The organism is Paludisphaera borealis (genome assembly GCF_001956985.1).
In the GTDB taxonomy this organism is placed as follows: Bacteria; Planctomycetota; Planctomycetia; order Isosphaerales; family Isosphaeraceae; genus Paludisphaera; species Paludisphaera borealis.
The window spans coordinates 4238653-4263231 of the sequence record NZ_CP019082.1 but is presented as its reverse complement, the minus strand read 5'-3'; the positions used below and the strand labels follow the sequence as shown (position 1 = coordinate 4263231).

Below are 24579 nucleotides of genomic sequence, written 5' to 3'. Positions count from 1 at the left end.
CCGCGATATGGACGAACCGGGACGCCCGACTCCGACGCTCCGCGCCGTGAACCCGTGGCTCATCGCCGTCGCGGTGACGGTGCCGACGTTCATGGAGGTGCTCGACACCTCGATCGCCAACGTCGCCCTCCGCTACATCGCCGGCGGGCTCTCGGCCGCTTCGAATGACAGCGAGTGGGTGATCACGAGCTACCTCGCGGCCAACGCGATCGTCCTGCCGCTCTCCGGCTGGCTTTCGACCTTCTTCGGACGCCGCCGCTACTTCCTGCTCTCGGTGGCCGGGTTCACGATCAGCTCGTTGCTCTGCGGCCTGGCCACGAACCTGGAATCGCTGATCCTCTTCCGGATCCTCCAGGGGCTGGCCGGCGGCGGCCTCCAGCCTTGCACGCAGGGAGTGCTGCTCGACTCGTTCCCGAAGGAGAAGCAAGGGGCGGCGATGACCGTCTTCGCGATCGCCACGCTGATCGCCCCGATCCTCGGTCCGACCCTCGGGGGCTGGATCACCGACAACTATACGTGGCGCTGGATCTTCTTCATCAACGTCCCCACCGGCCTCCTCGCGCTCGCGATGTGCGCCGCGGTGCTCGAAGATCCTCCCTACCTCAAGGCGCAGCGCGCCGAGTTCCTCCGCAAGCCGATCCGGTTCGACACCATCGGGCTGGGGCTCATCATCATCGGCCTCGCCAGCCTGGAGATCGTGCTCAGCAAGGGCCAGGAATGGGATTGGTTCGGCGACCCGTTCCACCGCGTCCACCTGCTCGTCGCGGGGGTCGTCGGCGGGCTGTCGCTGGCGGTCTGGTGGGAGCTACGGGTCGAATCGCCGGTGGTCGACTTCCGGCCGCTGGCCGACCGCAACTTCGCGGCGTGCGCCGTGATCATCTTCTGCGCCTACGGCGTCCTTTTCGGGTCGACCACGACCCTCCCCGGGATGCTCCAGACCCTGTTCGGCTACGACGCCGTCCACGCGGGGCTGGTGCTCTCGCCGGCGGGCTTCTTCTCGCTGATGATGCTGCCGGTCGTCGTCGGCCTGCTCAGCCGGGGGGTCGACGCGCGCGCCTTGATTTTGGTCGGCGCGCTGGTCATGGCGACGGGCTGCTACTGGATGTCGCAGCTCAACCTCTTCATCAGCCCTTGGCAGGTCGTCTGGCCCCGGGTCGTCCAGATCGTCGGACTGTCGATCTTGTTCACGCCGCTCAACGTGGCCGCCTACGCGTCGCTCGATCCTCGACTCCGGGGCGCGGCGGTGGGCCTGTTCGCCCTGCTCCGGAATGAAGGGGGGAGCGTCGGCACGTCGATCGCCAAGACCCTCCGCGACCGTCGCGAGCAGTTCCACGTCGAGCGCCTGGGCGAGTGGCTCGACCCGCTCAACCCCAACCTCGCCGACGCCTTCGGCGAGCTGCGAACCACGTTCTACGGCATGACAGGCGACCCGGCCGGGGCCACGGTGATGGCCTGGCAGCGCGTCTCCGACGTCCGCAATCGCGAGGCGCTCTCGCTGGCCTACTTCGACTGCTTCTGGGCGTTCGCCGTCCTCGCCCTGACGCTCGTCCCCCTGGTCTTCCTGATGAAGCGAGCCGTGGCCGAGAAAGGCGCGCACCTCGCCGCGGAATAGCGATCCCGCTGCAATCGCGGGGCGGAAGTCGCAATAGAATAAAGGCGGGCGTGGCGCACCTGGTCCTTGGCGCCCCGCCCACCTGGGGAGTGTGTCGATGTGTCTCGTGGAGGAAGGGTCGGGCCGGCCGGGCGACGCTGCGTTCCTCGGTCGGCTGTATTATGCCACGGGTCTTTTGAAACGCAAATCGACGCGGGCGGTTCGTCGGGGATTCGGTCGAGCGGCGGCGGGTGATTGATTCGCCGCCGTAGCAGCCCGTAAACTGCGGCGATGTCGGCAACGCCCACCCTGTCATTCAACGGTTGGAATGAAGCACCCGCCATGAAACGCGCCCTCTTCCCAAAAATCATCGCAACCCTCGCGTTCACCCTCGGCTTGGCTTCGTCGACTCGGGCCGCTGACGGCCCCTGGCCGGTCGAGAAGGCCGCGGCATGGGCCAAGGAGCATCCCTGGCTAGTCGGCTGCAACTACGCGCCGAGCACGGCGATCAACCAGCTTGAGATGTGGCAGGCCGACACCTTCGACCTCGCCACGATCGACCGCGAACTGGGCTGGGCCGAGTCGCTCGGGTTCAACAGCCTGCGGGTGTTCCTGCACCACATCCCCTGGGAGCAGGATTCGGACGGCTTCTTGAAGCGGATCGACCAGTTCCTGGAGGTCGCCGACCGCCACCACATCGGCGTGATGCTCGTGCTGTTCGACGGCGTCTGGGACCCCTACCCCCACGCCGGCAAGCAGCCCGCCCCGCGCCGGGGGCTGCACAACTCGGGGTGGGTCCAGAGCCCCGGCCGGGTGATCCTCGCCGCCCCCAGCCGCCACGACGAGCTGAAGGGCTACGTGACCGGCGTGGTCAGTCGATTCCGCAACGACCGCCGGGTCCACGCCTGGGACCTGTTCAACGAGCCCGACAACCCCAACAAGTCGAGCTACGGCCGCCTCGAACTCCCGAACAAGGCCGAGATGGCGCTTGCCCTCTTGCGCAAGGCGTTCGCCTGGGCGCGCGCGGCGAACCCCGATCAGCCCTTGACCGCCGGCGTCTGGTCGGGCGACCTCACCAAGGCCGACGCCTTGAGCCCGATCAACAAGTTCATGCTTGAGCAATCCGACGTGATCAGCTTCCACAACTACCACGAGCTCGACGCTTTGAAGCGCGACGTCGAGACCCTCAAGCGCTACCGCCGGCCGATCCTCTGCACCGAGTACATGGCGCGCCCCGCCGGCAGCCGATTCGACCCGCTGTTGGCCTACCTCAAGAGCGAAGGCGTCGGCGCCTACAACTGGGGCTTCGTCGACGGCAAGTCCCAGACCATTTATCCCTGGGACTCGTGGCAGAAGCGCTACCTCGCCGAGCCCCCCGTCTGGTTCCACGACGTCTTCCGGACCGACGGAACGCCCTACGACGCCAAGGAAGTCGATTACATCCGATCCGTCACGGGCGTCGGGAAGAAGGTTTGAGGAAGTCGAGCCGTCGTACGGCTCCCTCGATGATTGTTTTCGGTGCGGTGGAGGCGGAATCTACGACACCGGGCACGAGACGCTTTAAGAATCTATTCCCCATCGCTCCTCGGTGAGCGTGGGGATTATGTACTCTTTGTACGGTTAACGGAAATTGCCCTCCCTTACTCGCGCCGGCATTTCAGCTTCGTAAACGATGCCCCAGGCCGCGAGGAAGAGGTCGATTGGTGTAGAATGATTTGACTCTTTTTTTTGAGGGCGCGATTTCGGCCGAAGGGGGCTTCGGGTGGCGAAGAAGCGCGAAGTGCGGATGCCCGAAAACTGGAACGACCACGCGGGCTGGAATGCTTATTACGAGTCGAAGCTGAAACGCCCTAAGCGCGACCCGTGGGACCTTGAAACCGGCACGATCGGGGCCGAGCAGTTGCCCCAACTCGCCGAAGATCTCAAGTCGCGCGGGTGGAGGGCCGTCTGGGTTCCGGGGTGCGGGTTGTCACCGCTCGCCCGCCTCCTCGCCCACTTCGGGTTGCAGGCGGTCGCGACCGATGTGTCGCCGGTGGCGATCCAGTTCCAGCGTAGCAAGGCGGGCGAATTCGCCGATTTGATGGGGCGACTCGGCCCGGCCGATCCCGCCGGTTCTTTCGCTGCCGAACTGCACGACTTCCGCACCGAGTTCCGCCCGGAGGCGTTCGACCTCATTATCAACGTCAAGGCGTTCCAGGCGTTCCCGGTGGAGGACATGGTGCGGATCGCTGGCGTCCAAGCGGAGGCACTCCTCAAGGGCCGGTACGCCTATTTCGACACCATGAACGTTCAGGGGGAGCGACGGGATCAGTTGGAGCAGGCGTTGCAGGACGGCGGGTTCGTGGTGCCGCTGCTGGCGCTGAACCGGTGGCATCGGCAGGAGCTTCACAAGACAAATATCCCGCACATGTTTGTCTTGGGCCAGCCCATGATCCCCCGCACTGGTGAGTACGCCAGCGACGATCTGAAATGGGACCACGACATGGCTCGCCTACGGGAGATCAGCACCGAGTACCGGAGCTGTCTCCAGGCCCAACAGGAGGCGGAGCAAGAGCGGATCGGTCCGGACGCCAAGGTGGCACATGTGATCTATTCAACGGGGTGAGCGGCCGAACCAGGCGCTGCAATGCACGACAGCCGCCTGTTGGACTATGGGAGATCACAATTCGCCGTGGCGGCGGAGGAGGCCACATGAACCTGGCCTTCCCGAAGTTCCTGCTCGACGAGATACCCTGGAACTTCGACGACCACTCTGCCTTCCCGTCCCGAGGCGAGTTCGAGGCGGCAGTCTTCCGAAACTTGAGGGATGTACGTTGCGTTATCTGTATCCCTCGTTTTGTTGCCGGAGGTCGTTGAAATCGCTCCTTTTCTTTCCACTTAATCACTTGTTAGGTGGCTTCGATGGAATGGGTTTTCAAGATCGCCGGCATTCTTTCCTCTACCTGCGGTGTCGTCTTGATGCTCTTGTGGTTCCTCCTCATCTCGATAACCTGGCCGGACGGCCAGCGGCTTTCCGCTGGCGATTCCTCTATCATCGGTATGCCAGGTTTCGGCATCCTGCTCATCCTCGCGGGCCTCTATCTGGCGTGCAGCAAGCCGAAGCCCACAGGCTAACCTCGCGCTGCAGCGGTCTCCAGCCCAAGCAGCGATGTTCTCCCAATCCCTCGTAGAGTGGGCATCGCCCACCTTCGGGCGGCTCTGGCGCATCTTAAGAAGATGGTGGGCGGCGCCCGCCCTACGGATACAACTCATCGGCAAAGCGCCGGAGCTTCTCATGACCCGCGACATCCGGCCGTTGCAGTCGGACGACCTCGACGCCCTGAGTCGGTTCTTGACGTCGGGCTTCGGCGCGGCGGCGGACGCCGATTTCGCCGCGCCCGACGTGCTCCGCTGGAAGTACCTCGAATCGATGGGCGACAGCCAGGAGCCCGAGCCGCGCAGCTACGTCGCGCGCGATGAGTCCGGTGCGATCGTCGGCCATCTGGGAATCTGTCCGACGGCCTTCACGTCTTCGGCCATCGAAGCGCCCGGGGGCCGCGTGCCGGCCCTGCACATGATCGACTGGCTGGGCTCGCCGACCCGGCGGGGCGTCGGCGTCAGCCTGATGCGGAAGGTGAACGAGATCGCCTCGGTTCAGTTCGGGCTGGGAGGAAGCCGCGCGGGCCGCGACGTCGCCGAGCGCAGCGGGTACGAGCTTCTGCCGCCGATCTGGGTCTATCAGCGGATGCTCCGCCCCGCGCGGTGGGCGCGGCTGAGCGGCCTGGGCTCGCCTCGGCAGGCCGCCCGCATCGCCCGCGACCTCGCCAAGCACTACTTGAACCGGCCGGCACCGATCCGCAGCCAGCTCGAACTGGTTCCAGCCTCGACGTTCGGCGCCGAGGTCGCCGATATCGCGAGCCGGGCCGCCGCGCACGCGGTCTTGACCGAGCGCACGCCCGAGCGGCTGAACTACTTCCTCCGGTTCCCGCGCCAGGCGATGTCGGGCTTCGTCTTCCGCGACCCGAGCGGCCGGACGCGCGGGTTCGCGTTGCTGAATCTGCTGCCGCAGCCTCGGACGCAGATCGTCGTGGGCAAGGTGGTCGACTGCCTGCTCGACGACGCCGACCCCGACCTCCGACACACCGCCGCGCAGCTGCTCTCGCGCGAGCTGGCGCGCCAGGGCGCCGACGTCGCCGAAGCCTACACCGGCACCCCCTGGACGACCGAGGGTCTCCGCCGCGCCGGCTACGTCGCCCGACACCCTCTCGACTTCCACCTCCGCGATCCCAACCGCTTGATCCCCCGCGACCGGCCGTTCCAGTTCACGCCGATCGAAGGGGATTATGCGTACACGTGAGAATTTCTGTGCTCGATGCGCTCGTCACCTGCAAACGGCTTCGGAGCGGCCCATTGAATCACGACATGGGATCCCGAGTCAGAGAGTTCCTCGGCAGAGAGTGTTCTGTTGATCCGCAGCGACTGGACCTGGATACCGGCCTTGATGCTCTGGGCGTGGACGGCGCCGATGGCTGGGAGTTGATCGAATCGTTCGGCAAGGAACTCGAGGTCGATCTATCCGGCTTCGCCGCCGCCAAGCATTTCGGCCCGGAAGCCAGCGCCAACCTGTTCTTTCCCTTTTCCGCCCTCATTCGAGCGACCTTGGAGGGACTCGGGATTCTCCGAAAGCAGGAGCCGAACGAAGCGCGGGGATTGACTCCCATCACGGTTCGGGACTTGATCGAGGCTGCCGAGTCCAAGAAGTGGCGACTCTGAGAGTCCGACTCGTTCCATTCACACTTCGCCCCTCAGAGTCAATCGACGCCTCAAGGCAACCAACAGCGGCCACGGCTGAGGCGACGATCCATGGCCAGGGGTGGCCCCGCGCAGGGGCCGTCGCCATACTAAAGGGGCGAATCCCGACGTTCACGTTCACGAGCGACGAATCACCGAGGGAGCCGACACGATGAGAATGAGAACGACCCGCCGCGCGACGGCTGCCGTCTGCTTGACCGGAGCCCTTTTCTTCGGAGCGCCCGCCATGAGCCTCGCCCAACGACACGAACCGGCGCCGAACTACCAGAAGCCGGCCGTCGCCAAGGACGACGGCGAGAAGCGGATTCTCGAAGCCATCGTCGCGGCGCGGGAAGGCGAGCACTACGCCAACGTCTCCGAGGCCGACGGCCGGCTGATGCGGCAACTCGTTGAGGCGGTCGGGGCCAGGCGGGTCGTCGAGCTGGGGACGTCAACCGGCGAGTCGGGCCTGTGGTTCTCGCTCGCGTTGCGGAAGACCGGCGGCAAGCTTTACACCCACGACATCGACCCCGGCCGGCTGGCCGTCGCCCGCGCGAACTTCAAGAAGGCCGGCGTCGAAGACCTCATCGTCGTCGTCGAGGGAGACGCCCACGAGACTGCCGTCAAGAACACCGAGCCGATCGACGTCCTGTTCATCGACGCCGAGAAAGACGGCTACGACCGCTATCTCAAAGAACTGCTCCCGCTCGTCCGCCCCGGCGGCCTGATCCTCGCCCACAACATGCACTACCCGCCCCCCAACCCCCGCTACCTCGAAGCCGTCACCACCAACCCCGACCTCGACACCTCGTTCGTCCTCATGGACGGGCCGGGGCTGGGGATTACCATCAAAAAGCGCTGATATTCTTGATCCGGAGCGACCTTCCCTTGCCAGCGCGGCTGTTCCAGAGCATTCCCAACAAGCGCGACTTCCTGGCCCGATCTCTGGGCGCGACGGGCGGCCTCCGGCTGCTGGAGCGGCTCGCCGAGGCGCGGCGGACGCTCGTCGTCCTGACGTACCATCGGATCGCCCCGCGCGGGGTCGGGGCCGATCCGTACTACGATCCCGTGATCTCGGCGACGCCCGAAGGGTTCCGCGACCAGATGCGGATGGTCCGCGACCGATTCCAGATCGTCCGGCCCGAGGATCTGGCGGGGGGCGCGTCGGTCGCGAACGGCCGCAAGCCGCTCGCGATGGTGACGTTCGACGACGGCTACCGCGACAACCACGACGCCGCCCTGCCGATCCTTCAGGAGCTGGAAATCCCCGCGACGTTCTTCATCCCCACCGACTTCTTCGAACGCCCGAGGCTGCCATGGTGGGACCACGTCGCCTACTGCCTCAAGACGACGCCCGCTCCGCGCCTGGTCCTCAAGCGGACGGATGATGACGCCTCGCCGCTGACGATCGAACTCGGCCCCGACCCGACGCCCGACGCGCGGACCGAGGCGATCATGCGCGTGATCCGCGCGGTCCTGGCCGGCGAGGTTCCCGACCAGGCCGCGTTCCTGGCCCGGCTCGAAGCACAGGCCAAGGTCGCCGTCGATTCCCCCACCCTCGGCCGCGATCTGTTCATGACCTGGGAGCATCTGAAGCGGCTTGTAGCGCGGGGCCACACGATCGGCTCGCACGGCCACGGCCACGTCGCGCTGGCGACGCTCCCCGACACCCTTCAGCGCCGGGAATTCGCCCTCTCGCGGACGATCCTCGAAGCCGCCGTGGGCCGCCCGGTGAAGACCGTCGCCTACCCTTACGGCTGGCCCGGCGCGTTCACCCCTCGGACGATCGAACTCGCCGCCGACGCCGGTTACACGGTCGGCTTCACCGCCCTGGAAGGCGTCAACCACCTCGACGCCCCCGACTTCGCCCCCCTCGCCCTCCGCCGTCTCAACATCGGCGCCGGCGACACCCCCGCCCTCCTCCGCAGCCGCGCGGCGATTCACGCGGCGTTGGGGAAGTCGTGGCTGTGAGCGCGGTCAAGACCGCGCTTCCGCCATCTCCCCCGCCTGACGCCTCTTCAGTGACCGCCGGGCCTTCGAGTGCATCAGGTCGAGCAGGAATCCGACCCGGCGGTAACTCTCCATCTCGGTTTGCTCATCGACGGTGAGTCGGCCGTCCTGGTTCTTCGTCGCCAGCGCGTGCATTCGATCCAGGTCGCGCGGATCAAAGCGAAGCCTCAGCAGCGACTTCGCCGCCTCGGCCGATAGATCGTCGTCGTCTGGCTTGATGAGGCGGGACATGATGGCCGCGTCACTTCCAGGAAGGGATCTGGTTTCGGTGGCCATGACGTACACTCGCGCTACGGGTTTACGACGACTCGCGACACTCCGATTTTAGTCGATACCGAGGGGGCCGACAACCAAAGCCTCGACCCGAGACATTACCACGTTTCCAATCAATCGCCCCCCGACGTGACGTGCTCACGTCAGCGTCAGCAGCACGACTTCCGGGCGACAGAGGAGGCGGACGGGGGGGCCGGTGGTGCCGACGCCTCGGCTGACGAAGACGGGGCATGCGGGGCCCTGGACGAGGCCGCCGAGGTACTTGGCGCCGAACTTCGAGGAGGAGAACGGCGCGCCGAAGCCGGGGACGACCACCTGGCCGCCGTGGGTGTGGCCGCTGAGCATCAGGCTGATGCGCGGGTCGCGGACGCTCTCGGCGAAGTCGGGGTTGTGCGAGAGCAGGATCACCGCATCGTCCTCGTCGGCGTCGCCCAGGGCCGATGGGAGATCTTGATGATCGGTCCAGAGGTCGCCGACGCCGCAGATCCGCAAGCGGTCGGAGCCACGCCTTAGCCACGTCCCTCGGTTATCGACCTGTTCGACGCCCGCGCGGTCGAGCTGGGCCTTCGACTCGAACGTGCTTTCCCAGTGGTCGTGGTTGCCAAGCACTGAGAACCGCCCCAGGGGCGCTTCGAGCCGCCGCACCTCGCCACAGACCGGGGCGATGTAGCGGGGGTTGACGGAGACGTAGTCGCCCGCCAGGAGGATCAGGTCGGGCTTCAAGCTGTTGGTCAGGTCGACGACGTGGCGGATGTAGGCGAGCGGGACGAACGGGCCGTGGTGGAGGTCGGTGAGCAACGCCACCGTCAGCCCTCGGAAGCTCGGCGGCAGCTTGGGCAACGCGACGACCCGGCGCGAGAGCTGGCACATCCGCGCTTCCAGCATCGGATACGCCGTCCCGACGCCGAGCATTCCCAAAACCCCGAGTCCGACCCGCTTGAGCAGCTTCCGCCGATCGATTCGCTCGACCTCTTTCGACTCGTCGGTCATGCCCTTGCACCCCTTCGCGTGGTGGAAGAATCCCCCGGGCCGGACGTCACGTTCATTCTCCAGAAGACCGCCGGGACGGCAAGGCATGTTTGCAAGACGCGACGGATGAAGGCTCAACGTGAGTCTGATGGACGACGCACCGCTCACCTCGGGGATTTACGAAACCCGCGCTTCGGCCCGGCGAAGGGGTGGTTCCGTCGCGAGGGTCGAACTATCATCGAGTCACATCGTTTTGACGAGCCCTCCTGCGAGAACGCCATGAACCCTCCCTTACGCACGCTCTGCGCCGTGGTCGGCGCTTATCTGGTTTGCCTGGGCGCGGCGACGGCCCAGGCCGAGGAACCGAAGCCGTTCCGTCCGCCGTCGGTTCCGTTAATCGCCCACGATCCCTACTTCAGCGTCTGGTCGAACGCCGACCGCCTGACCGACGACGACACCCGGCACTGGACGCTCACGCCCCAGCCGCTCACGGGCCTGATCCGCATCGACGGCCAGACCCACCGGATCATGGGCGCCGAGCCGAAGGGGATTCCGGCGCTCAAGCAGACGTCGGTCGAGGTCCGGGCGACGCGGACGATCTACAAGTTCGAGTCCGATTCCGTCGGCGTCGAGCTGACGTTCCTCGGCCTGGCGGTCCCGTACAACCTTGAAATGCTCGCGAGCCCCGTCACATACGTGGTCTGGAAGGTCGAGAGCCGCGACGGCAAGCCGCACGAGGTTTCGGTGTTCCTGGGCGCGTCGGGCCGGCTGGCGGTCAACTCGGCCGATCAAGAGGTCGTCTGGTCGCGCGAGAGCTTCGGCGCGGTGAAGGCCCTCAAGCTTGGCACCAAGGATCAGCCGATCCTCGAACGCCGAGGCGACAACACCCGGATCGACTGGGGGTCGATCTACCTCGGCTCGGGCCAGGAGCGGACGATCCTCGCCGCCGGCGCCGACAAGGCGCTGGTCGACGCCTTCGCCAAGGACGGCGGCCTCCCCGCCCGCGACGACGACCGCAAGCCGCGACGCGCCGACGACCAGGCGTCGACGCTCGCCCTGGTCACCGCGCTGGGCCAGGTCCAACCCGGAACGCCCGTCACCACCTTCGCCATGCTCGCCTACGACGACCAATACGCCATTGACTACATGGACGAATGGCTGACGAGCTACTGGCGGGCGAAGGAGAAAGACACCCCGTTCGTCGCCCTCTTGCTGCGGCACCACCTGCGACGCGCGGCCTACGACGAATATTGCGCGTACTTCGACTCCCGGCTCAACCAAGTGCTCGAAGAGCTGGGCGGACCGCGTTACGCCAAGCTCGGGGCGCTCGCGCATCGGCAGTCGCTGGCGGGCGCGTCGCTGGCGGCCGACTCCAAGGGAATGCCGCTCTGGTTCTCGAAAGAGAACTCGTCCAACGGCTGCCTCGGCACCGTCGACGTGATCTACCCGCAGTTCCCCCACTTGCTCCTGTTCAGCCCGATCCTGGCGAAGGCGTCGCTCGTGCCGGTGCTCGACTACGCGGCGTCGCCGCGGTGGAAGTTCCCGTTCGCGCCCCACGACGTGGGGACGTACCCGGCGGCCACGGGTCAGGTTTACGGCGGCGGCGAGCGGACCGAGGTCGATCAGATGCCGGTCGAGGAAAGCGGCAACATGCTGATCATGATCGCCGCGCTCGCGATGACCGAGAAGAACGCCGACTTCGCGAGCAAGTACTGGCCGCAGCTCACCCAGTGGGCCAAGTATTGCGAGGAGCACGGCTTCGACCCCGCCAACCAGCTTTGCACCGACGACTTCTCCGGCCACCTGGCGCGGAACGCGAACCTGTCGATCAAGGCGATCATCGGCATGGCCTGCTACGGCAAGCTCGCGGCGATGCGCGGCGAGGACGACGTCGCCAAGCACTACGACGAGCTGACCAAGGGCCTCGCCCGCAAGTGGATGGAGATGGCCGCCGCCGGCGACCACTACCGCCTGACGTTCGACCCCGCGCCGAGCTGGAGCCAGAAGTACAACCTGGTCTGGGACAAGATCCTCGACCTGGGCGTGTTCCCGCCCGAGGTCGCCGCCAAGGAGCTGGCGTTCTACGCCGGCGTGGTCAACAAGTACGGCCTGCCGCTCGACTCGCGGAAGGCGTTCACCAAGAGCGACTGGCTGGTCTGGACGGCGACGCTGGCGCCCGACCGTGCGGGCTTCGAACGGCTGGTCGACCCCTTGTACAAGTTCGCCGACGAGACGCCCGACCGGGTGCCGTTCTCCGACTGGTACTGGACCGACACCGCCAAGCAAGCCGGCTTCCACGCCCGGCCGGTGATCGGCGGGATCTTCATCCGCGCGCTCACCGACGCCAGGCCCTACTGGGACGCCAACCTCGCGCTGGCCCGGGAGAACGCCAAGGGGCTCGACGCCGACTGGGCGCCCCTGCCCGTTCGCAAGAAAGTCACGACGCTGGTGCCGACGGCCCAAGACGCGGCGTCGGTCTGGAAGTACGTCGTCCAGGCCCCAGCGGCGAGCTGGACCGCGGCCGACTTCGACGACAAGGCCTGGAAGCAAGGCGAAGGGGGATTCGGCACCAAGGGAACGCCCGGCGCCGAAGTCCGCACCGTCTGGAGCGGCCCCGAGATCTGGCTCCGTCGCGTCGTCGACGTCCCCCAGGCCGCGATCGACGCCGGCGACGCCCTGCGACTGCTCATCCATCACGACGAAGACGCCGAGGTCTCCATCAACGGCGTCGCCGCCGCCAAGCTCGGCGGCTACTCGTCCGACTACCAACTCAAGCGGATCAGCCCCGAGGCGCTCAAGGCCCTGAAGCCGGGCGCCAATGTGATCGCCGTCCACTGCCGCCAGACCGCGGGAGGCCAGTACATCGACCTCGGCCTGGCGACGCTCGAACCGTAATTCCCACCATGGCGCCGCGGGCTCCAAGACGGGAGCCGCGGCGCCCAAGTTCTCTCCCGCCGCGCACGCTTTTTTCGAGGTTGCTCCATGTCGTCCCCCTCCTCTCCCAGCGCCCTGGATCGAGCGGTGTCCAAGGCGTACTGGCGGCTCCTGCCGCTCCTGTTCATCGGCTACGTGATCGCCTATATCGACCGGGTCAACGTCGGCTTCGCGAAGCTCCAGATGCAAGAGGACCTGCACTCACTCGGGTTCACCGAGTCGGTCCTCGGCTTCGGCATGGGGATCTTCTTCATCGGCTACCTGATCCTGGAGATCCCCGGGACGCTCCTGGTCGAGCGTTGGAGCGCGCGGAAGTGGATCAGCCGGATCCTGGTCTCGTGGGGAATCGTCGCGGCGATGACGGCGTTCGTGCATTGCCGGATCCCCGGCGTGACGGGGCCGGCCGAGGCGATGCTCCGGGGGCTGTCGGGCCTGGTCGAATCGTTCGGGGGCGACGCGTCGAGCCTGAAGCAGGACGGCTCGGTCTACGTCTTCCAGTTCTGGGCCGTGCGGTTCTTGCTCGGGGTGGCCGAGGCCGGGTTCTACCCGGGGGTGATCGTCTACCTGACCCACTGGTTCCCGCACCGCGACCGATCCCGGGCGCTGGCCTGGTTCTTCGTGGGGTCGCCGATCGCCACGATCCTCGGGCCGCCGGTCTCCGCGTGGCTGATCAACATCGGCGTCGGCGACAAGCCGCCGATCCTAGGGCTGGTCGGCTGGCAGTGGATCTTCATCTTCTGGGGAATTCCCGCGGTGGTCCTGGGCCTCATCGTGCTGGTGAGGCTCACCGATTGGCCGCACCAGGCGCTCTGGCTCAGCACAGAAGAACGCGAGGCCCTGCAATCCGAACTCGACCGAGAGCGGGACGAGGCCGGCGAGAAGGGCCACATGACGGTCATGCAGGCGCTCCGGCACCCCAAGGTGCTGATCCTGGCCGCGGCCTACTTCTTCGTGGTGACCGGGAACTACGGCATCGAGTTCTACATGCCGTCGATCCTCAAGGACTGGTACGGGTTCGAGGTTTCGAAGATCGCCTGGCTCGTCATCATCCCGCCGGTGGGGTCGCTGCTCGGCCAGCTTGCGGTCGGCTGGAGTTCGGACCGGATGAACGAGCGCCGGTGGCACGCGTCGCTGCCGATCGTGATCGGCGCCGCCGCCCTGGCCTTCGCCGCGATTCGGGGCAACCCGGCGTGGCTGACCGTGACGCTGTTCCTGGTGGCGATGACGGGGTTGAAAGCCTATCTGCCGGCGTTCTGGACGCTTCCCAGCATGCTGATGACGCAGTCGGCCGCGGCGGCGAGCATCGGCCTGATCAACTCGTTCGGCAACCTCGGCGGCCTGGCCGGCCCGACGATCCTCGGCGTCCTCAAGCAGAGCACCAACTCGTACCAACTGGGCATCTGGATCCTCTCGACCTCGATGGTCATCTCCGCCTGCATCATCTTCCGCCTCGGCATCGGTCGCCAAGCCGCCCGCGCCGCCGCCAAGCCCGAAGTCGCGGTCGAGGTGTAGGGGAAGCGGGCATAAGTGGGCGAGCAAGCCGCCGCACGGTCCCTTTCGCCCTTCTCCCCTCCCGGGGGAGAAGGTGCCGCGCAGCGGCGGAGAGGGGGCGCGCAAGCCGTCGCATCGCCCCTCATCCGGCCTTCGGCCACCTTCTCCCCGTGCTCGGGGAGAAGGCTCGCGCGCCTCGGCTTTCGGCGAGACGGTCAGTCTTTCCAATCCCACTTGGCGACTTCGGGGATGACGTCGTGGCGGGTCATGTCGAAGTGGAGCGGGGTGACGGTGATGTAGCGGTCGCAGAGGGCGGTGACGTCGGTCTCGGGCCCCTTGAGGTCGTAAGGGGGGGTGTAAGTCATCCAGTAGTAGGTGCGTCCGCGCGGGTCTTGCCGGCGTTCGAAGCCTTCGCCGTAGCGGCCCAGGCCCATCGGCACGACGCGGACGCCCTTGGGCTCGCCGCGCGAGTGGGCGGGGAGGTTGACGTTGAACAGCGAGCCGTTGGCCGGCTTGTTGGCCAGGATCTGCTCGATCACCTTGCGGGCCTGCTTGGCCGCGTGGGGGAAGTCGAAGTGCTCGGCGAGTTCGAGCGAGACGGCGATGCTGGTGATCTTGAAGAACGACCCTTCGATGGCGGCGGCCACCGTGCCGGAGTACAGCACGTTGATGCCGGCGTTGGCCCCGGAGTTGATCCCCGAGACGATCAGGTCGGGGGGACGCGCCATCAGCTCGCAGATGGCGAGCTTGACGCTGTCGGCCGGCGAGCCCTCGATCGACCAGCCCAGGGTCGTGCCGTCGTCGTCGTCCACCTGCTTGACCACCAGGGGGGTCAAGAGCGTGATCGTGTGCGCCACGCCGCTCTGCTCCAGGGCCGGCGCGGCGACGGTGACGTCGCCCAGCTTCATCAGCTCCTTGCGGAGGGCGCGGAGGCCGGGCGCGAACACGCCGTCGTCGTTGGTCAGAAGAATATGCATGGGAAAACTTTGCGTCCCGAAGAGGAAGCGGGGATCGCGACGATCCCGCCAAGGCCGAAGTGTGAGCCCGATCGATTCCCGCCCCGCCCGTCGTCTCGTCGCGTCCGCGCCAGGGCGTCCCGACTTCAACGCCGATCGTAACGGCCCCGGTCGATCAGCGTCAACCGCCGGGGGCGGGGCGAAGGCGCGAGCCGAGGCTCCATCCCCCGGGTTCGTCCCCCAACCCCAACACCGCTTCAATAGGCGTAACCCACGTCCTTTTATCGCCTTGTGCCTGCAGAACATCGAGGCGACGAAGAGGTCCCGACTCGCACGCCGTAAAGACGTCGCACGCCGCCGCCCGACGCGACGGGGCGGATTCCAGATCGGCGGGCGGGATTGAGACAGGGCGTCAGCACCCACGAACAGGCTACGAATGCCGAGTAAGGAGCCGGCCGGCTTGCGGCCTCGCGATCCATCAAAAGGGGACCCCCCCCGATCAAGCCGCCACCCACAGGGTTCCGGTTGCAGCCCCGCAGGCGCCCCCCCCCGTCGTCAAAACGACCCAAACACCGAGCCCAATACAATGACGGCGAGGGATGAGATGATCACGCTGACGATCACAGTCATCACCATATCGAAATAGCTTTCGCGGTGCGTCAGTCCGCTGACCTGGAGCACCGTCAGGACCGTGCCGTTGTGAGGGAGGGCGTCGAGTGTCCCTGAGCTGATCGTGGCCACGCGATGCAGCAGCGCCGGATCGATGCCCTGCTCGGCGGCGAGGCGCATATAGGTGTCGCCGAGTGCGTCGAGCGCGATCACCATCCCGCCGGAGGCGGAACCGGTCAGCCCGGCGAGCACGTTCATGGCGGCGGTGAGCGAGACCAGCGGCCCTCCCTGGATCGACAGCACCGCGTCGCGGACCACCGCGAACGCAGGCATGGCCGCCACCACGGCGCCGAAGCCTACGAGACTGCCGATCGTCAGGACCGGCAAGACCGAAGAATTGGCGCCGGCGTCCATGCTTTCGCGCAGGGCGGGCAGACGCCGGTAGTTGACGACGACGACGGTCAGGGCGCCGACCGCGAGCGCCACGGCGACCGACCATGTGCCGGCCACCGCTCCGATCGTGATCCCGCCCCACGCCTTCTCGGCCAGGAATGAATAGTCGAGACGCCGGAGCACGACCAGTGACATCAGGAAGTTCGTGACGATGACCAGAACGAGAGGCAGCACGGCGAGGGCGAAGGATGGCCCGCCGTCGCAGCGCTTGCCGTGGAGTATCTCGGCCGGATCGAATTCGCCTGCCGCCGTCGCATGCTCGCGAATCTTCTCGTCGATGGCGGGAGCGACATACAAACCGCCGCCATAGCCCTCGCCGGCCTGGCGCGCGGCGGCTTCGGCGCGGCCGAGCCACCACATCCCGAAAGCCAGAGTGATGATCGACGCGATGATACCGAGGCCGGGGGCGGCGAAGGGCGTGGTGCCGAAGTAAGGCATCGGAATGGCATTATTGATCGATGGCGATCCCGGGAGCGCCGACATGGTGAACGTAAATGCGCCAAGGCAGATGGTGGCCGGCATCAACCGGCGCGGGATGTCCGCGGCCCGGAACATCTCCTGCGCCATGGGTACCAGCACGAAAAAGGCGACGAAGACGCTGACGCCGCCATAGGTGACCACAGCCGAGGCGATCACGACCGAGAGCATCGTGCGGTGCGTCCCCAACCGTTCGGTCAAATAACGCGCGATCGAGGTGATCGAGCCGCTGTCGTCCATAAGCTTGCCGAACAACCCGCCAAGCAAGAACAAGGGAAACCATTGCGCGACGAAGCGAGACGCCCCCCCCATGAAAGTCTGCGTCCAATGGGCGAGCAGTGGCTCGCCTGACATCGCCGCGGCCAGCAGCGCGGCCGCCGGGGCCACCAGCAGCACGCTCCACCCTCGAAAGGCCAGCCACATCAACAGTGCGAGCGCGAGCAATATCCCGAGGAGTCCCATGGCGCCACCCTCAATCATCAAATCGAAATCGCCGGTCGAGCCGCCTCGCAGGCGGCCCGAGCACGCGGCGCGGGAGGCGACGGTGCACCGACTGGGGGCGATTGGAGATCACGTCGAGAATAAGCCCACTCGGGGAGGGCCGCCAGGCTGTTGGACGAATATGCAACGAATCTCGCCGCCGCCGCTCGAACAGCTTGAGGGCGTCGTCGTGATGTTCCAGACGCTCTCAGATGGCCGCCGCCCCCCGGAACGCCCCGCTCCGGATGCGTTTCTCGGTGATCTCGACGCACGACCCATCGACGAGATTCGGCCACCAGCCGACGGCGGGGTGAAGCGCGGGCGACGCCCCAGGCGCCGCAGCTCAAAACGTCTTGGCGGCCTTGAACTTAAAGACGCACCGAGAGGAAGCCGCCAAGGTTGCGTGAAGGGGGCCGAATCGGGTAAAATCGACGTTTTGCGAATGGGACCGTCCAGCAGTCGCGGCGGTCGAGGTTTGTCGAGGGATCGGAACCACAGTGAGTACCGCCGAACTACCTGCCAACGCCCCGCTCGCCCCCTTCCCGCTGGACATCGAGGAGGAGCTGAAGGAGAGCTACCTCAACTACGCGATGTCGGTCATCATCAGCCGGGCCCTGCCCGACGTCCGCGACGGCCTGAAGCCGTCGCAGCGGCGCATCCTGGTCGCCATGCGCGACCTCGGGCTGACCCCGGGCGCGTCCACCAGCAAGTGCGCGGGCATCGTCGGCGAGACGATGAAACGCTACCACCCCCACGGCGACAACTCGATCTACCCCACCCTGGCCCGCATGGCGCAGTGGTGGAACATGCGGCACCCGCTGATCACCGGCCAGGGCAACTTCGGCAGCATCCACGGCCTCCCCCCCGCCGCCATGCGGTACACCGAGGCCAAATTGAGCCCGGTCGCCGCCGAGATGCTCGAAGACATCCTCTACGACACCGTCGACTTCCAGCCCAACTACGACGAGAAGTACCAGGAACCACGCGTCCTGCCCGGCAAGTTCCCCAACCTGCTGGTCAACGGCTCGGGAGGCATCGCCGTCGGCATGGCGACCTCGATCCCGCCCCACAACCTGGGCGAGGTCTGCGACGCCTTGATGGCGTACATCGACAACCCGGCGATCGAACTCGACGAGATCATGGAGCACATCCCCGGGCCCGACTTCCCCACCGGCGGCACCATCTGCGGCCGGATGGGCATCAAGGAAGCCTACCGCAGCGGCCGGGGCCGCGTCATCCTCCGCGCCCGCTCCACCGTCGAAGAACTCAAGGACGGCCGCTCCCAGATCGTCTTCTCCGACATGCCCTACCAGCTCACCAAGGAGCCGCTGCTCAAGAAGCTCGCCGACCTGGTCAACAACGGCCGGATCACCGGCGTCTCCGACATCGTCGACGAGAGCGACCGCAAACAGCCGGTCCGGATCGTCGTCAAGCTCAAGAAGGCCGAGGACCCCAACGTCGTCCTCAACCAGCTTTACGAGTTCTCGCCGCTTCAGGACACGTTCAGCGTCATCATGCTGGCGCTCGTCGACGGCCGCCCCAAGACGCTCCCGATCCGGGAGTTTCTGCGGCTGTTCGTCGAGCACCGGATCAACGTGATCCGCCGCCGGACGCGGTTCTTGCTCCGTCAGGCGCGGCAGCGGGCGCACATCGTCGAGGGGTTGCTGATCGCCCTGCACCACATCGACGAGATCATCCGGGTGATCCGGACGTCGGCCAACCCGGCCGAGGCCCGCGTCCGGTTGATGGCGATGGAGGTCTCGGCCCAAATCCTCCAGCGGGCGCTCAACGACCCTGAGGCCAAGCAGTCGGCCAGCCTGACCCGGATGCAGGCCGACGCCATCCTCGCGATGCAGCTCCAGCGGCTCACCGGCCTGGAAGCCGACAAGCTCGCCCTGGAATACGTCGGGCTCAAGGCCGACATCGACCGCTACGAGGCCATCCTCGCCGACGAGCAGTTGATCCTCGACATGATCCGCGCCGACCTCCAGGAGATGAAGGCCAAATACGACAACCCGCGCCGCAGCGAGATCTCCGACGAGGAGCTGGGCGACTACGACAAGGAAGCCCTGATCCGCGAGGAGTACATGGTGGTGACCGTCACCCACGACGGCTACATCAAGCGCCAGGCGCCCTCGACCTACCGGGCCCAGGGCCGCGGCGGGCGCGGAATCGCGGCCACCAACACCCGCGAGGGCGACTTCCTTGAACACATGTTCGTCGCCCTGACCCACGACTACCTGCTGTTCTTCACCGACAAGGGCAAGGTCTACTGGCTGAAGGTGTACGACCTGCCGATGGCGACCCGGACCTCCGGCGGCCGGGCGATCGTCAACCTGCTCCAGCTCTCCGACGGCGAGAAGGTGACCGGCCTGATCCCGGTCCGCCATTTCGGCGAGGACGAGTGCCTGATGATGGTCACCCGCCGGGGGACCGTCAAGAAGACCGAGCTGACCGCGTTCCGCCGCCCGCTGGGCCGGGGGATCATCGCGCTGGGCCTCGACGAAGGCGACCAGCTCATCGGCGTCGCCCGCACCAAGGCCGGCGACCAGGTGGTCTTGAGCACCAGCCAGGGCATGGCCATCCGGTTCGACGAGTCCGACGTCCGCTCGATGGGCCGCCCCGCGCACGGCGTCCGGGGGATCAACCTGGAAGAGGGCGACGAGGTCGTCGGCATGGTCGTGGCCAACGGCGGCGAGGACCCCGCGAGCCTCTTGACCGTCTGCGAGAACGGCTACGGCAAGCGGACCATGCTCACCGAGTACCGGTCCCAGAACCGGGGCGGCAAGGGGCTGATCGACATCAAGACCAGCGACCGCAACGGCCGCGTGGTCGCCGTGACCAAGGTCACCGAGGCCGACGAGGTCATGATCACGACCACCGGCGGCATCCTGATCCGGACCCGGGTCGGCGACACCCGCCCGATCGGCCGCAACACCCAGGGCGTCCGCCTGATCCGCCTCGACGACGGCCACTCCGTCAGCAGCCTGGCCAAGCTCCCCGAGGAAGAACTCGCCGCCGCCGCCGCCCTCGAAGCGCTCGACGCCCTCGAAGCCGACTCGCTGAGGGCCGAGAACGGCGACGTCGACGGCCACATCATCGACGACGGCGTCGCCGAAGCCGAAGCCAGCGACCACATCGACGACCAGCCCGAAGCCGACGACGAACCGGAGGCGTGAGGCCCAGGCCGGGGGCCGGGCCCGCCGCGGCGGCCCGGCGTCCCATTGAATCGAGAATTCTTCAGCTTTCGGCGATCATTCCCATCGATGCGGCCGTCCCGGCGCATCCAGGACGGATGCGGCCCACGCCCGAATCGCGAGGAGGCGGGGGCCCCTCCCCGGATCGCGCCCGCGCCAAATCAATCGATTTCACTTTAAATTCAACACAATTATATCGACAACCCATGCTAACGTCTTACATATTTGCTCGCACGCCGAATTTCGCCTCGGTTTTTTACAAACGCTTCTCGGCCTTTCGACACTTTTGCCTTGATCGTCCTTAATAAATATGGTGAAATTCCGCGACTCATCCGCATCAAACAGTCGGATGCACACCAAAGTCGAGGGAGACGCATGAGACATCAGCTTCTGGCCATCGTCGCCGTGGCCGCGGCGCTCATTTCCGGGCCCAGGGTTCAGGCGGGCGTGGTCGCTTTCAATTTCAACGGGGCGGGCGTCAGCGGCTCCGGCCTCCTGACCTACGGACCGAACACGGTCGTGGGCGATCCCGCCGGCTCGTACGCGATCACCGACGTCAGCGGGACCTTCTCGGACTCGAACCTGGGGCTCTCCAACGTGACGATCGTCGGGCTGTTGCCGATCGACCCCGTCAACCCGCCGAAGGGCGGGCTCTTCCCTGTGAGCTTCAGCTCGATCGCCGTCACGAACCCGTCCCACCCGGGCGGAGGAACCTCCTACGACAACCTGCTCTATCCCGGCGGGTCGCCGTGGGTGTGCGAGGATTACCCGGGTTTCGGGGGGTACTTGGACGTCTATGGAATGGTGTTCAAGCTGAGCAACGGCTACCTCGTGAATCTGTGGAGCAACGGCACGTGGCCGGGCGGGCCGCCGCTCGATTACGGCGTCGCCGTCATCGACCGGACGAACACGATCGTCGATTATGTAGCCGGCGGCATCGCGTCGGCGGTGGTCCCCGAGCCCGGCTCAGCCGTGCTGCTCAGCGTCGGCCTGCTCTCCGCCCTGGCCTGGCGTGGACGTAAGGGACGCGCGGAGTAAGGGGCCTTCGGTTCAACCCGATCGCCATCCGAGGGCCGATCGCCGAGGCGGCTCGGCGATCGGCCCTCGGCACCGGCCAGCGCAAGCAACGGGGGTGACGCTGATTCTGGACCGTCTCTGGTTAGTCCACCCCGACGCGGCCATGTGCGACGCCTTTCGCGTCCGCTTCGACGGGCTTCCGGGCGTTCGCGTCGTCCAGAAGCGCTTCGAGGAGTTGGAGCCGCACGACTGCTTCGTCACGGCCGGCAACTCGTTCGGCATCATGACGGCCGGGATCGACGCCGCCGTCGACCGGTTCCTCGGCGAGTCGATCATGCAGCAGATCCAGCACCGGATCTTGGACGAGTACTTCGGCGGACAGCCGGTCGGGACGGCCTTCGTGGATCCCACCGGTCACCCGGCGGTGCCGTTCCTCTGCCACGCCCCGACGATGCGCGTGCCGAGCGGCATCGACGGGACCGACAAGGTCTACAACGCCACCTGGGCGGCCCTGCTGGCGATCCATTCGTTCAACCGCATCGCCGACCGGCCGATCGAGATCGCCGCCTTCTCCGCGATGGGAACGGGGTTCGGCGGCGTGCCCTTCAGCGAGGCCGCGAGGCAGATGCCCGCGGCCTATCGCCACTACCTCGAACCGCCCCACCGCCTCGACTGGGATTTCGTCATCGAGCGTCAGAAGGCGATCCACTACGACGGCGGGAAGCAAGTCAGCCGCTGACCGGCTCGAAAGTCAGCGGAACGGAGGCGATCGATCAGACGAGAGATCGCCGCCTCAAGGTCCGGACGCTCCAGCCCGCGCCGGCCACGCCCAGCATGATCGACGAGAGGATCAGGGCGGAGGGTTCGGGGACCGCTTCGAATCGCTCCAAAGTCAGCGGCGACAGCGAGAGGTGGAAGACGATCGGCGTCGACAGGTTCGCCAGCAGCTCGGCCCTCAACGCGTCGCCGAGCGACTCTGCGATTCGCACCGAGGGGATGATGATCGTCGCGCTCGATCCGCCCATGCCCAAGGACGGGTTGAGAGGCGGGGCGTCCAGGACGATCACGCCGATGGCGCCGGCGTCCTGAGCGTTCTGAACTTTCTCGGCGAAGAGGACCACGCCGCGATCGATCACCGCGATGTGGCCGGCCGTGAACCCGGTGAAATCGGCGGCCGTCGCGCCATAGTTGGGCACGTACTCCGCCACCCCCGTGGCCTCGCCTCCTCCGAAACTCGCGCCGCCGAAATCGACGTCCGGCGTGTAGACGATGACCCCTGCCCGGGCGGGGGCGATCGCGAAGACCAACAGACCGACCAGGAACGAAATCCTTATCATCATGTGCGACTCCGAACCGGTTATGCTTGGTTCAATTGCAGGCGGCCGGAGGACGATGCTAAGTGGACGGCTAGGCCCCGTCAAGAAATGTCGCAATTAATAACGCTCACACCATCACTATTAACTCTACTTCATGAACGCACATAGAGACTGAAATCCGCTCGGGGGCCGGCGAGGAGGGGAATCATGCCTGACACCCGCACGCATCGCGGTCCGGGGCCGAGGGATCGGGAGTGGTTCGGGGCCGAGGAGCGGCCGGGGTTGGCAGCGGCCGTGGTCGACCTGTCGTGGCTGCTGTCGCGGGGGTACGCCGAGGCGTCGTCGTTGAAGCTGGTCGGCGACCGCTGGCGGCTGGTGGATCGGCAGCGGACGGCCGTCCGCCGATCGAGCTGCTCCGACGAGGCGCTCGCGGGCCGCCGGGCGAAGCGGGTCGATCTGGGGGCGATGCGGGGGCGGCCGTTGCGGATCGACGGGTTCAACCTGGTGCTGACACTGGAGTCGGCGCTCGGCGGCGGGGTCGTGCTGGGGGGCCGCGACGGCTGCTACCGCGACCTTGCCAGCGTCCACGGGACCTATCGACGGGTCGAGGAGACCCGCCCGGCGCTCGATCTCGCGGCCCGATGGCTGGCGGAATGGGGCGTCGGCCCGTGCACCTGGCTGCTCGACGCCCCGGTCTCCAACAGCGGCCAGCTCGCCGCGATCATCCGGGCGAAGTCCCCAACCTGGCGCGCCGAGGTCGTCCCCGACCCCGACGCCCTCCTCGCCCTCCCCGGCGACCCCATCGCGACCGCCGACGCCGCCATTCTTGATCGCTGCGACTCCTGGTTCAACCTCGCCCGCGCCCTCGTCGAGGCGGCCGCGCCCGGGGCGTTCGTCGTCGACCTGGGGTGAGGATTCTCGATCCGCCTTGTTGTCAAGAGCCGGCCCGATTACCCTGGCTGTCCAGGCGTTACGACCGAATACTGGGACAGCTCGTGAATTAGGGATCGACATGAGTTCCTCGATCAAGCGGATTCTGGTGACCGGGGGTTGCGGGTTCATCGGGGCCAACTTCGTGAGGATGGAGCTGGAGCAGGACCCCGGCCTATCGATCACGAACCTCGACGCCCTGACCTACGCCGGCAATCCCGACAACCTCGCCGACCTCGCCGCCGAGCCGCGCTACCGGTTCGTCAAGGGGGACGTCGCCGACCGGCCGTTCATCATGAAGCTGGTGGCCGAGGGGGGCTTCGACGCCCTGGTCCACTTCGCAGCCGAGAGCCACGTCGACCGGTCGATCGAGGACGCCACGCCGTTCTTGCGGACCAACGTCATCGGCACTCAGAACCTGCTCGACGCCGCCCGCGCGGCGAAGGTCCCGCGGTACGTCCAGGTCTCGACCGACGAGGTCTACGGCACGCTCGGCCCCGACGACCCGGCGTTCACCGAGGACACCCCGCTCACGCCCAACAGCCCGTACTCGGCCAGCAAGGCGGGCGCCGACCTGCTCGTCCGCGCCGCGTTCCACACCCACGGCATGAACGTCGTCACCACCCGGTGCTCGAACAACTACGGGCCGTACCAGTTCCCCGAGAAGCTGATCCCGCTGTTCGTCACCAACGCCCTGGCCGACATCCCCCTGCCGGTCTACGGCGACGGCAAGCAGGTCCGCGACTGGATCCACGTCCTCGACCACTGCCGGGGGGTCGACGCGGCCCTCCGCAAGGGGATCAGCGGCGAGGTCTACAACTTCGGCGGCCGCAGCGAACGGTACAACATGGACGTGACCAAGGCCGTGCTCCAGCTCACCGGCAAGCCCGACACCCTGATCCGGTACGTCACCGACCGCCCCGGCCACGACCGCCGCTACGCCGTCGACTGCGCCAAGGCCGAGTCGGAGCTGGGCTGGACCCAGACCGTGACGTTCGAGAAGGGCCTGGCCGACACCGTCGCCTGGTACAAAGCGAACGCGGCCTGGGTCGATCGAGTGAAGTCGGGCGCGTATCGTAACCAGGAAGCGTGATCGGATCGCTCCA

The 24579-nt window shown here is 66.8% G+C and carries 20 protein-coding genes; 15 read left to right on the top strand and 5 right to left on the bottom strand.

Annotation, left to right across the window (positions count from 1 at the left end):
• Positions 1-7: 7 nt before the first annotated feature.
• The 8 genes from BSF38_RS16640 to BSF38_RS16605 all read left to right on the top strand — a co-directional run bounded on the left by BSF38_RS16640 (position 8) and on the right by BSF38_RS16605 (position 8332).
• Positions 8-1612 carry a DHA2 family efflux MFS transporter permease subunit gene (locus BSF38_RS16640; protein WP_076347456.1) on the top strand — a complete coding sequence of 535 codons (1605 nt, stop codon included), beginning with the start codon at positions 8-10 and terminating at the stop codon, positions 1610-1612.
• 321 nt (positions 1613-1933) lie between these two features.
• A complete protein-coding gene (locus BSF38_RS16635) occupies positions 1934-3067 on the top strand; it encodes a cellulase family glycosylhydrolase (protein WP_076347454.1) in 1134 nt (377 codons plus the stop codon).
• Positions 3068-3353: 286 nt separating this feature from the next.
• A complete protein-coding gene (locus BSF38_RS16630) occupies positions 3354-4196 on the top strand; it encodes a class I SAM-dependent methyltransferase (RefSeq protein ID WP_076347452.1) in 843 nt (280 codons plus the stop codon).
• A gap of 296 nt (positions 4197-4492) precedes the next feature.
• A complete protein-coding gene (locus tag BSF38_RS16625; RefSeq protein WP_076347450.1) occupies positions 4493-4705 on the top strand; it encodes a hypothetical protein in 213 nt (70 codons plus the stop codon).
• A 160-nt stretch (positions 4706-4865) separates the two neighbouring features.
• Complete coding sequence (locus BSF38_RS16620; protein WP_076347448.1) at positions 4866-5927, top strand: hypothetical protein; 1062 nt, start codon at positions 4866-4868, stop codon at positions 5925-5927.
• Between the two features lie 53 nt (positions 5928-5980).
• Complete coding sequence (locus BSF38_RS16615; RefSeq protein WP_145952170.1) at positions 5981-6343, top strand: DUF1493 family protein; 363 nt, start codon at positions 5981-5983, stop codon at positions 6341-6343.
• 190 nt (positions 6344-6533) lie between these two features.
• Positions 6534-7223 carry an O-methyltransferase gene (locus BSF38_RS16610; RefSeq protein ID WP_083713000.1) on the top strand — a complete coding sequence of 230 codons (690 nt, stop codon included), beginning with the start codon at positions 6534-6536 and terminating at the stop codon, positions 7221-7223.
• A 26-nt stretch (positions 7224-7249) separates the two neighbouring features.
• A complete protein-coding gene (locus tag BSF38_RS16605; RefSeq protein WP_237170491.1) occupies positions 7250-8332 on the top strand; it encodes a polysaccharide deacetylase family protein in 1083 nt (360 codons plus the stop codon).
• Positions 8333-8338: 6 nt separating this feature from the next.
• Here the strand turns inward: BSF38_RS16605 and BSF38_RS16600 are convergent, their stop codons facing one another.
• Complete coding sequence (locus BSF38_RS16600; protein ID WP_237170490.1) at positions 8339-8602, bottom strand: hypothetical protein; 264 nt, start codon at positions 8600-8602, stop codon at positions 8339-8341.
• 180 nt (positions 8603-8782) lie between these two features.
• Positions 8783-9634: a metallophosphoesterase gene (locus BSF38_RS16595; protein WP_076347440.1), complete on the bottom strand. Its 852-nt coding sequence runs from the start codon at positions 9632-9634 to the stop codon at positions 8783-8785.
• 258 nt (positions 9635-9892) lie between these two features.
• On the opposite strand from BSF38_RS16595, the gene BSF38_RS16590 reads away from it, so the two are divergent.
• Positions 9893-12508, top strand: a complete 2616-nt coding sequence (locus tag BSF38_RS16590; RefSeq protein ID WP_076347438.1) for a glutaminase domain-containing protein — start codon at positions 9893-9895, stop codon at positions 12506-12508.
• 87 nt (positions 12509-12595) lie between these two features.
• Entirely contained in the window at positions 12596-14059 is a 1464-nt protein-coding gene (locus BSF38_RS16585) for an MFS transporter (RefSeq protein ID WP_083712998.1), read from the top strand.
• Between the two features lie 194 nt (positions 14060-14253).
• Here the strand turns inward: BSF38_RS16585 and surE are convergent, their stop codons facing one another.
• Together surE and BSF38_RS16575 are read right to left on the bottom strand one after the other, a co-directional pair.
• Entirely contained in the window at positions 14254-15015 is a 762-nt protein-coding gene (surE, locus tag BSF38_RS16580) for a 5'/3'-nucleotidase SurE (RefSeq protein ID WP_076347434.1), read from the bottom strand.
• Positions 15016-15549: 534 nt separating this feature from the next.
• Entirely contained in the window at positions 15550-16995 is a 1446-nt protein-coding gene (locus tag BSF38_RS16575) for a GntP family permease (RefSeq protein WP_076347432.1), read from the bottom strand.
• A gap of 515 nt (positions 16996-17510) precedes the next feature.
• On the opposite strand from BSF38_RS16575, the gene gyrA reads away from it, so the two are divergent.
• From gyrA to BSF38_RS16560, 3 genes are all read left to right on the top strand, one after another.
• Positions 17511-20192, top strand: coding sequence for a DNA gyrase subunit A (gene gyrA / locus BSF38_RS16570; RefSeq protein WP_076347430.1), 2682 nt, complete (start codon positions 17511-17513; stop codon positions 20190-20192).
• 393 nt (positions 20193-20585) lie between these two features.
• Positions 20586-21248 carry a PEP-CTERM sorting domain-containing protein gene (locus tag BSF38_RS16565; RefSeq protein WP_076347428.1) on the top strand — a complete coding sequence of 221 codons (663 nt, stop codon included), beginning with the start codon at positions 20586-20588 and terminating at the stop codon, positions 21246-21248.
• A gap of 94 nt (positions 21249-21342) precedes the next feature.
• Positions 21343-21966, top strand: a complete 624-nt coding sequence (locus BSF38_RS16560; protein WP_210405609.1) for a macro domain-containing protein — start codon at positions 21343-21345, stop codon at positions 21964-21966.
• Positions 21967-22000: 34 nt separating this feature from the next.
• Here BSF38_RS16560 and BSF38_RS16555 read toward each other — a convergent pair whose 3' ends face one another.
• Positions 22001-22567 carry a PA domain-containing protein gene (locus tag BSF38_RS16555; protein ID WP_076347426.1) on the bottom strand — a complete coding sequence of 189 codons (567 nt, stop codon included), beginning with the start codon at positions 22565-22567 and terminating at the stop codon, positions 22001-22003.
• 183 nt (positions 22568-22750) lie between these two features.
• Between BSF38_RS16555 and BSF38_RS16550 the strand changes: the two genes are divergently transcribed.
• Together BSF38_RS16550 and rfbB are read left to right on the top strand one after the other, a co-directional pair.
• Positions 22751-23455 carry a DUF434 domain-containing protein gene (locus BSF38_RS16550; protein ID WP_076347424.1) on the top strand — a complete coding sequence of 235 codons (705 nt, stop codon included), beginning with the start codon at positions 22751-22753 and terminating at the stop codon, positions 23453-23455.
• Between the two features lie 100 nt (positions 23456-23555).
• Positions 23556-24566 carry a dTDP-glucose 4,6-dehydratase gene (gene rfbB / locus BSF38_RS16545; protein ID WP_076347422.1) on the top strand — a complete coding sequence of 337 codons (1011 nt, stop codon included), beginning with the start codon at positions 23556-23558 and terminating at the stop codon, positions 24564-24566.
• Positions 24567-24579: the final 13 nt, after the last annotated feature.

What these genes read in the sequence shown, in the direction of transcription:
- BSF38_RS16595 (WP_076347440.1), bottom strand. Translation starts at nt 9,634, where the DNA reads ATGACCGACGAGTCGAAAGAGGTCGAGCGAATCGATCGGCGGAAGCTG.
- BSF38_RS16620 (WP_076347448.1), top strand. Translation starts at nt 4,866, where the DNA reads ATGACCCGCGACATCCGGCCGTTGCAGTCGGACGACCTCGACGCCCTG.
- BSF38_RS16590 (WP_076347438.1), top strand. Translation starts at nt 9,893, where the DNA reads ATGAACCCTCCCTTACGCACGCTCTGCGCCGTGGTCGGCGCTTATCTG.
- rfbB (WP_076347422.1), top strand. Translation starts at nt 23,556, where the DNA reads ATGAGTTCCTCGATCAAGCGGATTCTGGTGACCGGGGGTTGCGGGTTC.
- BSF38_RS16610 (WP_083713000.1), top strand. Translation starts at nt 6,534, where the DNA reads ATGAGAATGAGAACGACCCGCCGCGCGACGGCTGCCGTCTGCTTGACC.
- BSF38_RS16555 (WP_076347426.1), bottom strand. Translation starts at nt 22,567, where the DNA reads ATGATGATAAGGATTTCGTTCCTGGTCGGTCTGTTGGTCTTCGCGATC.
- BSF38_RS16625 (WP_076347450.1), top strand. Translation starts at nt 4,493, where the DNA reads ATGGAATGGGTTTTCAAGATCGCCGGCATTCTTTCCTCTACCTGCGGT.
- BSF38_RS16565 (WP_076347428.1), top strand. Translation starts at nt 20,586, where the DNA reads ATGAGACATCAGCTTCTGGCCATCGTCGCCGTGGCCGCGGCGCTCATT.
- BSF38_RS16575 (WP_076347432.1), bottom strand. Translation starts at nt 16,995, where the DNA reads ATGGGACTCCTCGGGATATTGCTCGCGCTCGCACTGTTGATGTGGCTG.
- BSF38_RS16600 (WP_237170490.1), bottom strand. Translation starts at nt 8,602, where the DNA reads ATGTCCCGCCTCATCAAGCCAGACGACGACGATCTATCGGCCGAGGCG.
- BSF38_RS16640 (WP_076347456.1), top strand. Translation starts at nt 8, where the DNA reads ATGGACGAACCGGGACGCCCGACTCCGACGCTCCGCGCCGTGAACCCG.
- surE (WP_076347434.1), bottom strand. Translation starts at nt 15,015, where the DNA reads ATGCATATTCTTCTGACCAACGACGACGGCGTGTTCGCGCCCGGCCTC.
- BSF38_RS16635 (WP_076347454.1), top strand. Translation starts at nt 1,934, where the DNA reads ATGAAACGCGCCCTCTTCCCAAAAATCATCGCAACCCTCGCGTTCACC.
- BSF38_RS16585 (WP_083712998.1), top strand. Translation starts at nt 12,596, where the DNA reads ATGTCGTCCCCCTCCTCTCCCAGCGCCCTGGATCGAGCGGTGTCCAAG.
- BSF38_RS16550 (WP_076347424.1), top strand. Translation starts at nt 22,751, where the DNA reads ATGCCTGACACCCGCACGCATCGCGGTCCGGGGCCGAGGGATCGGGAG.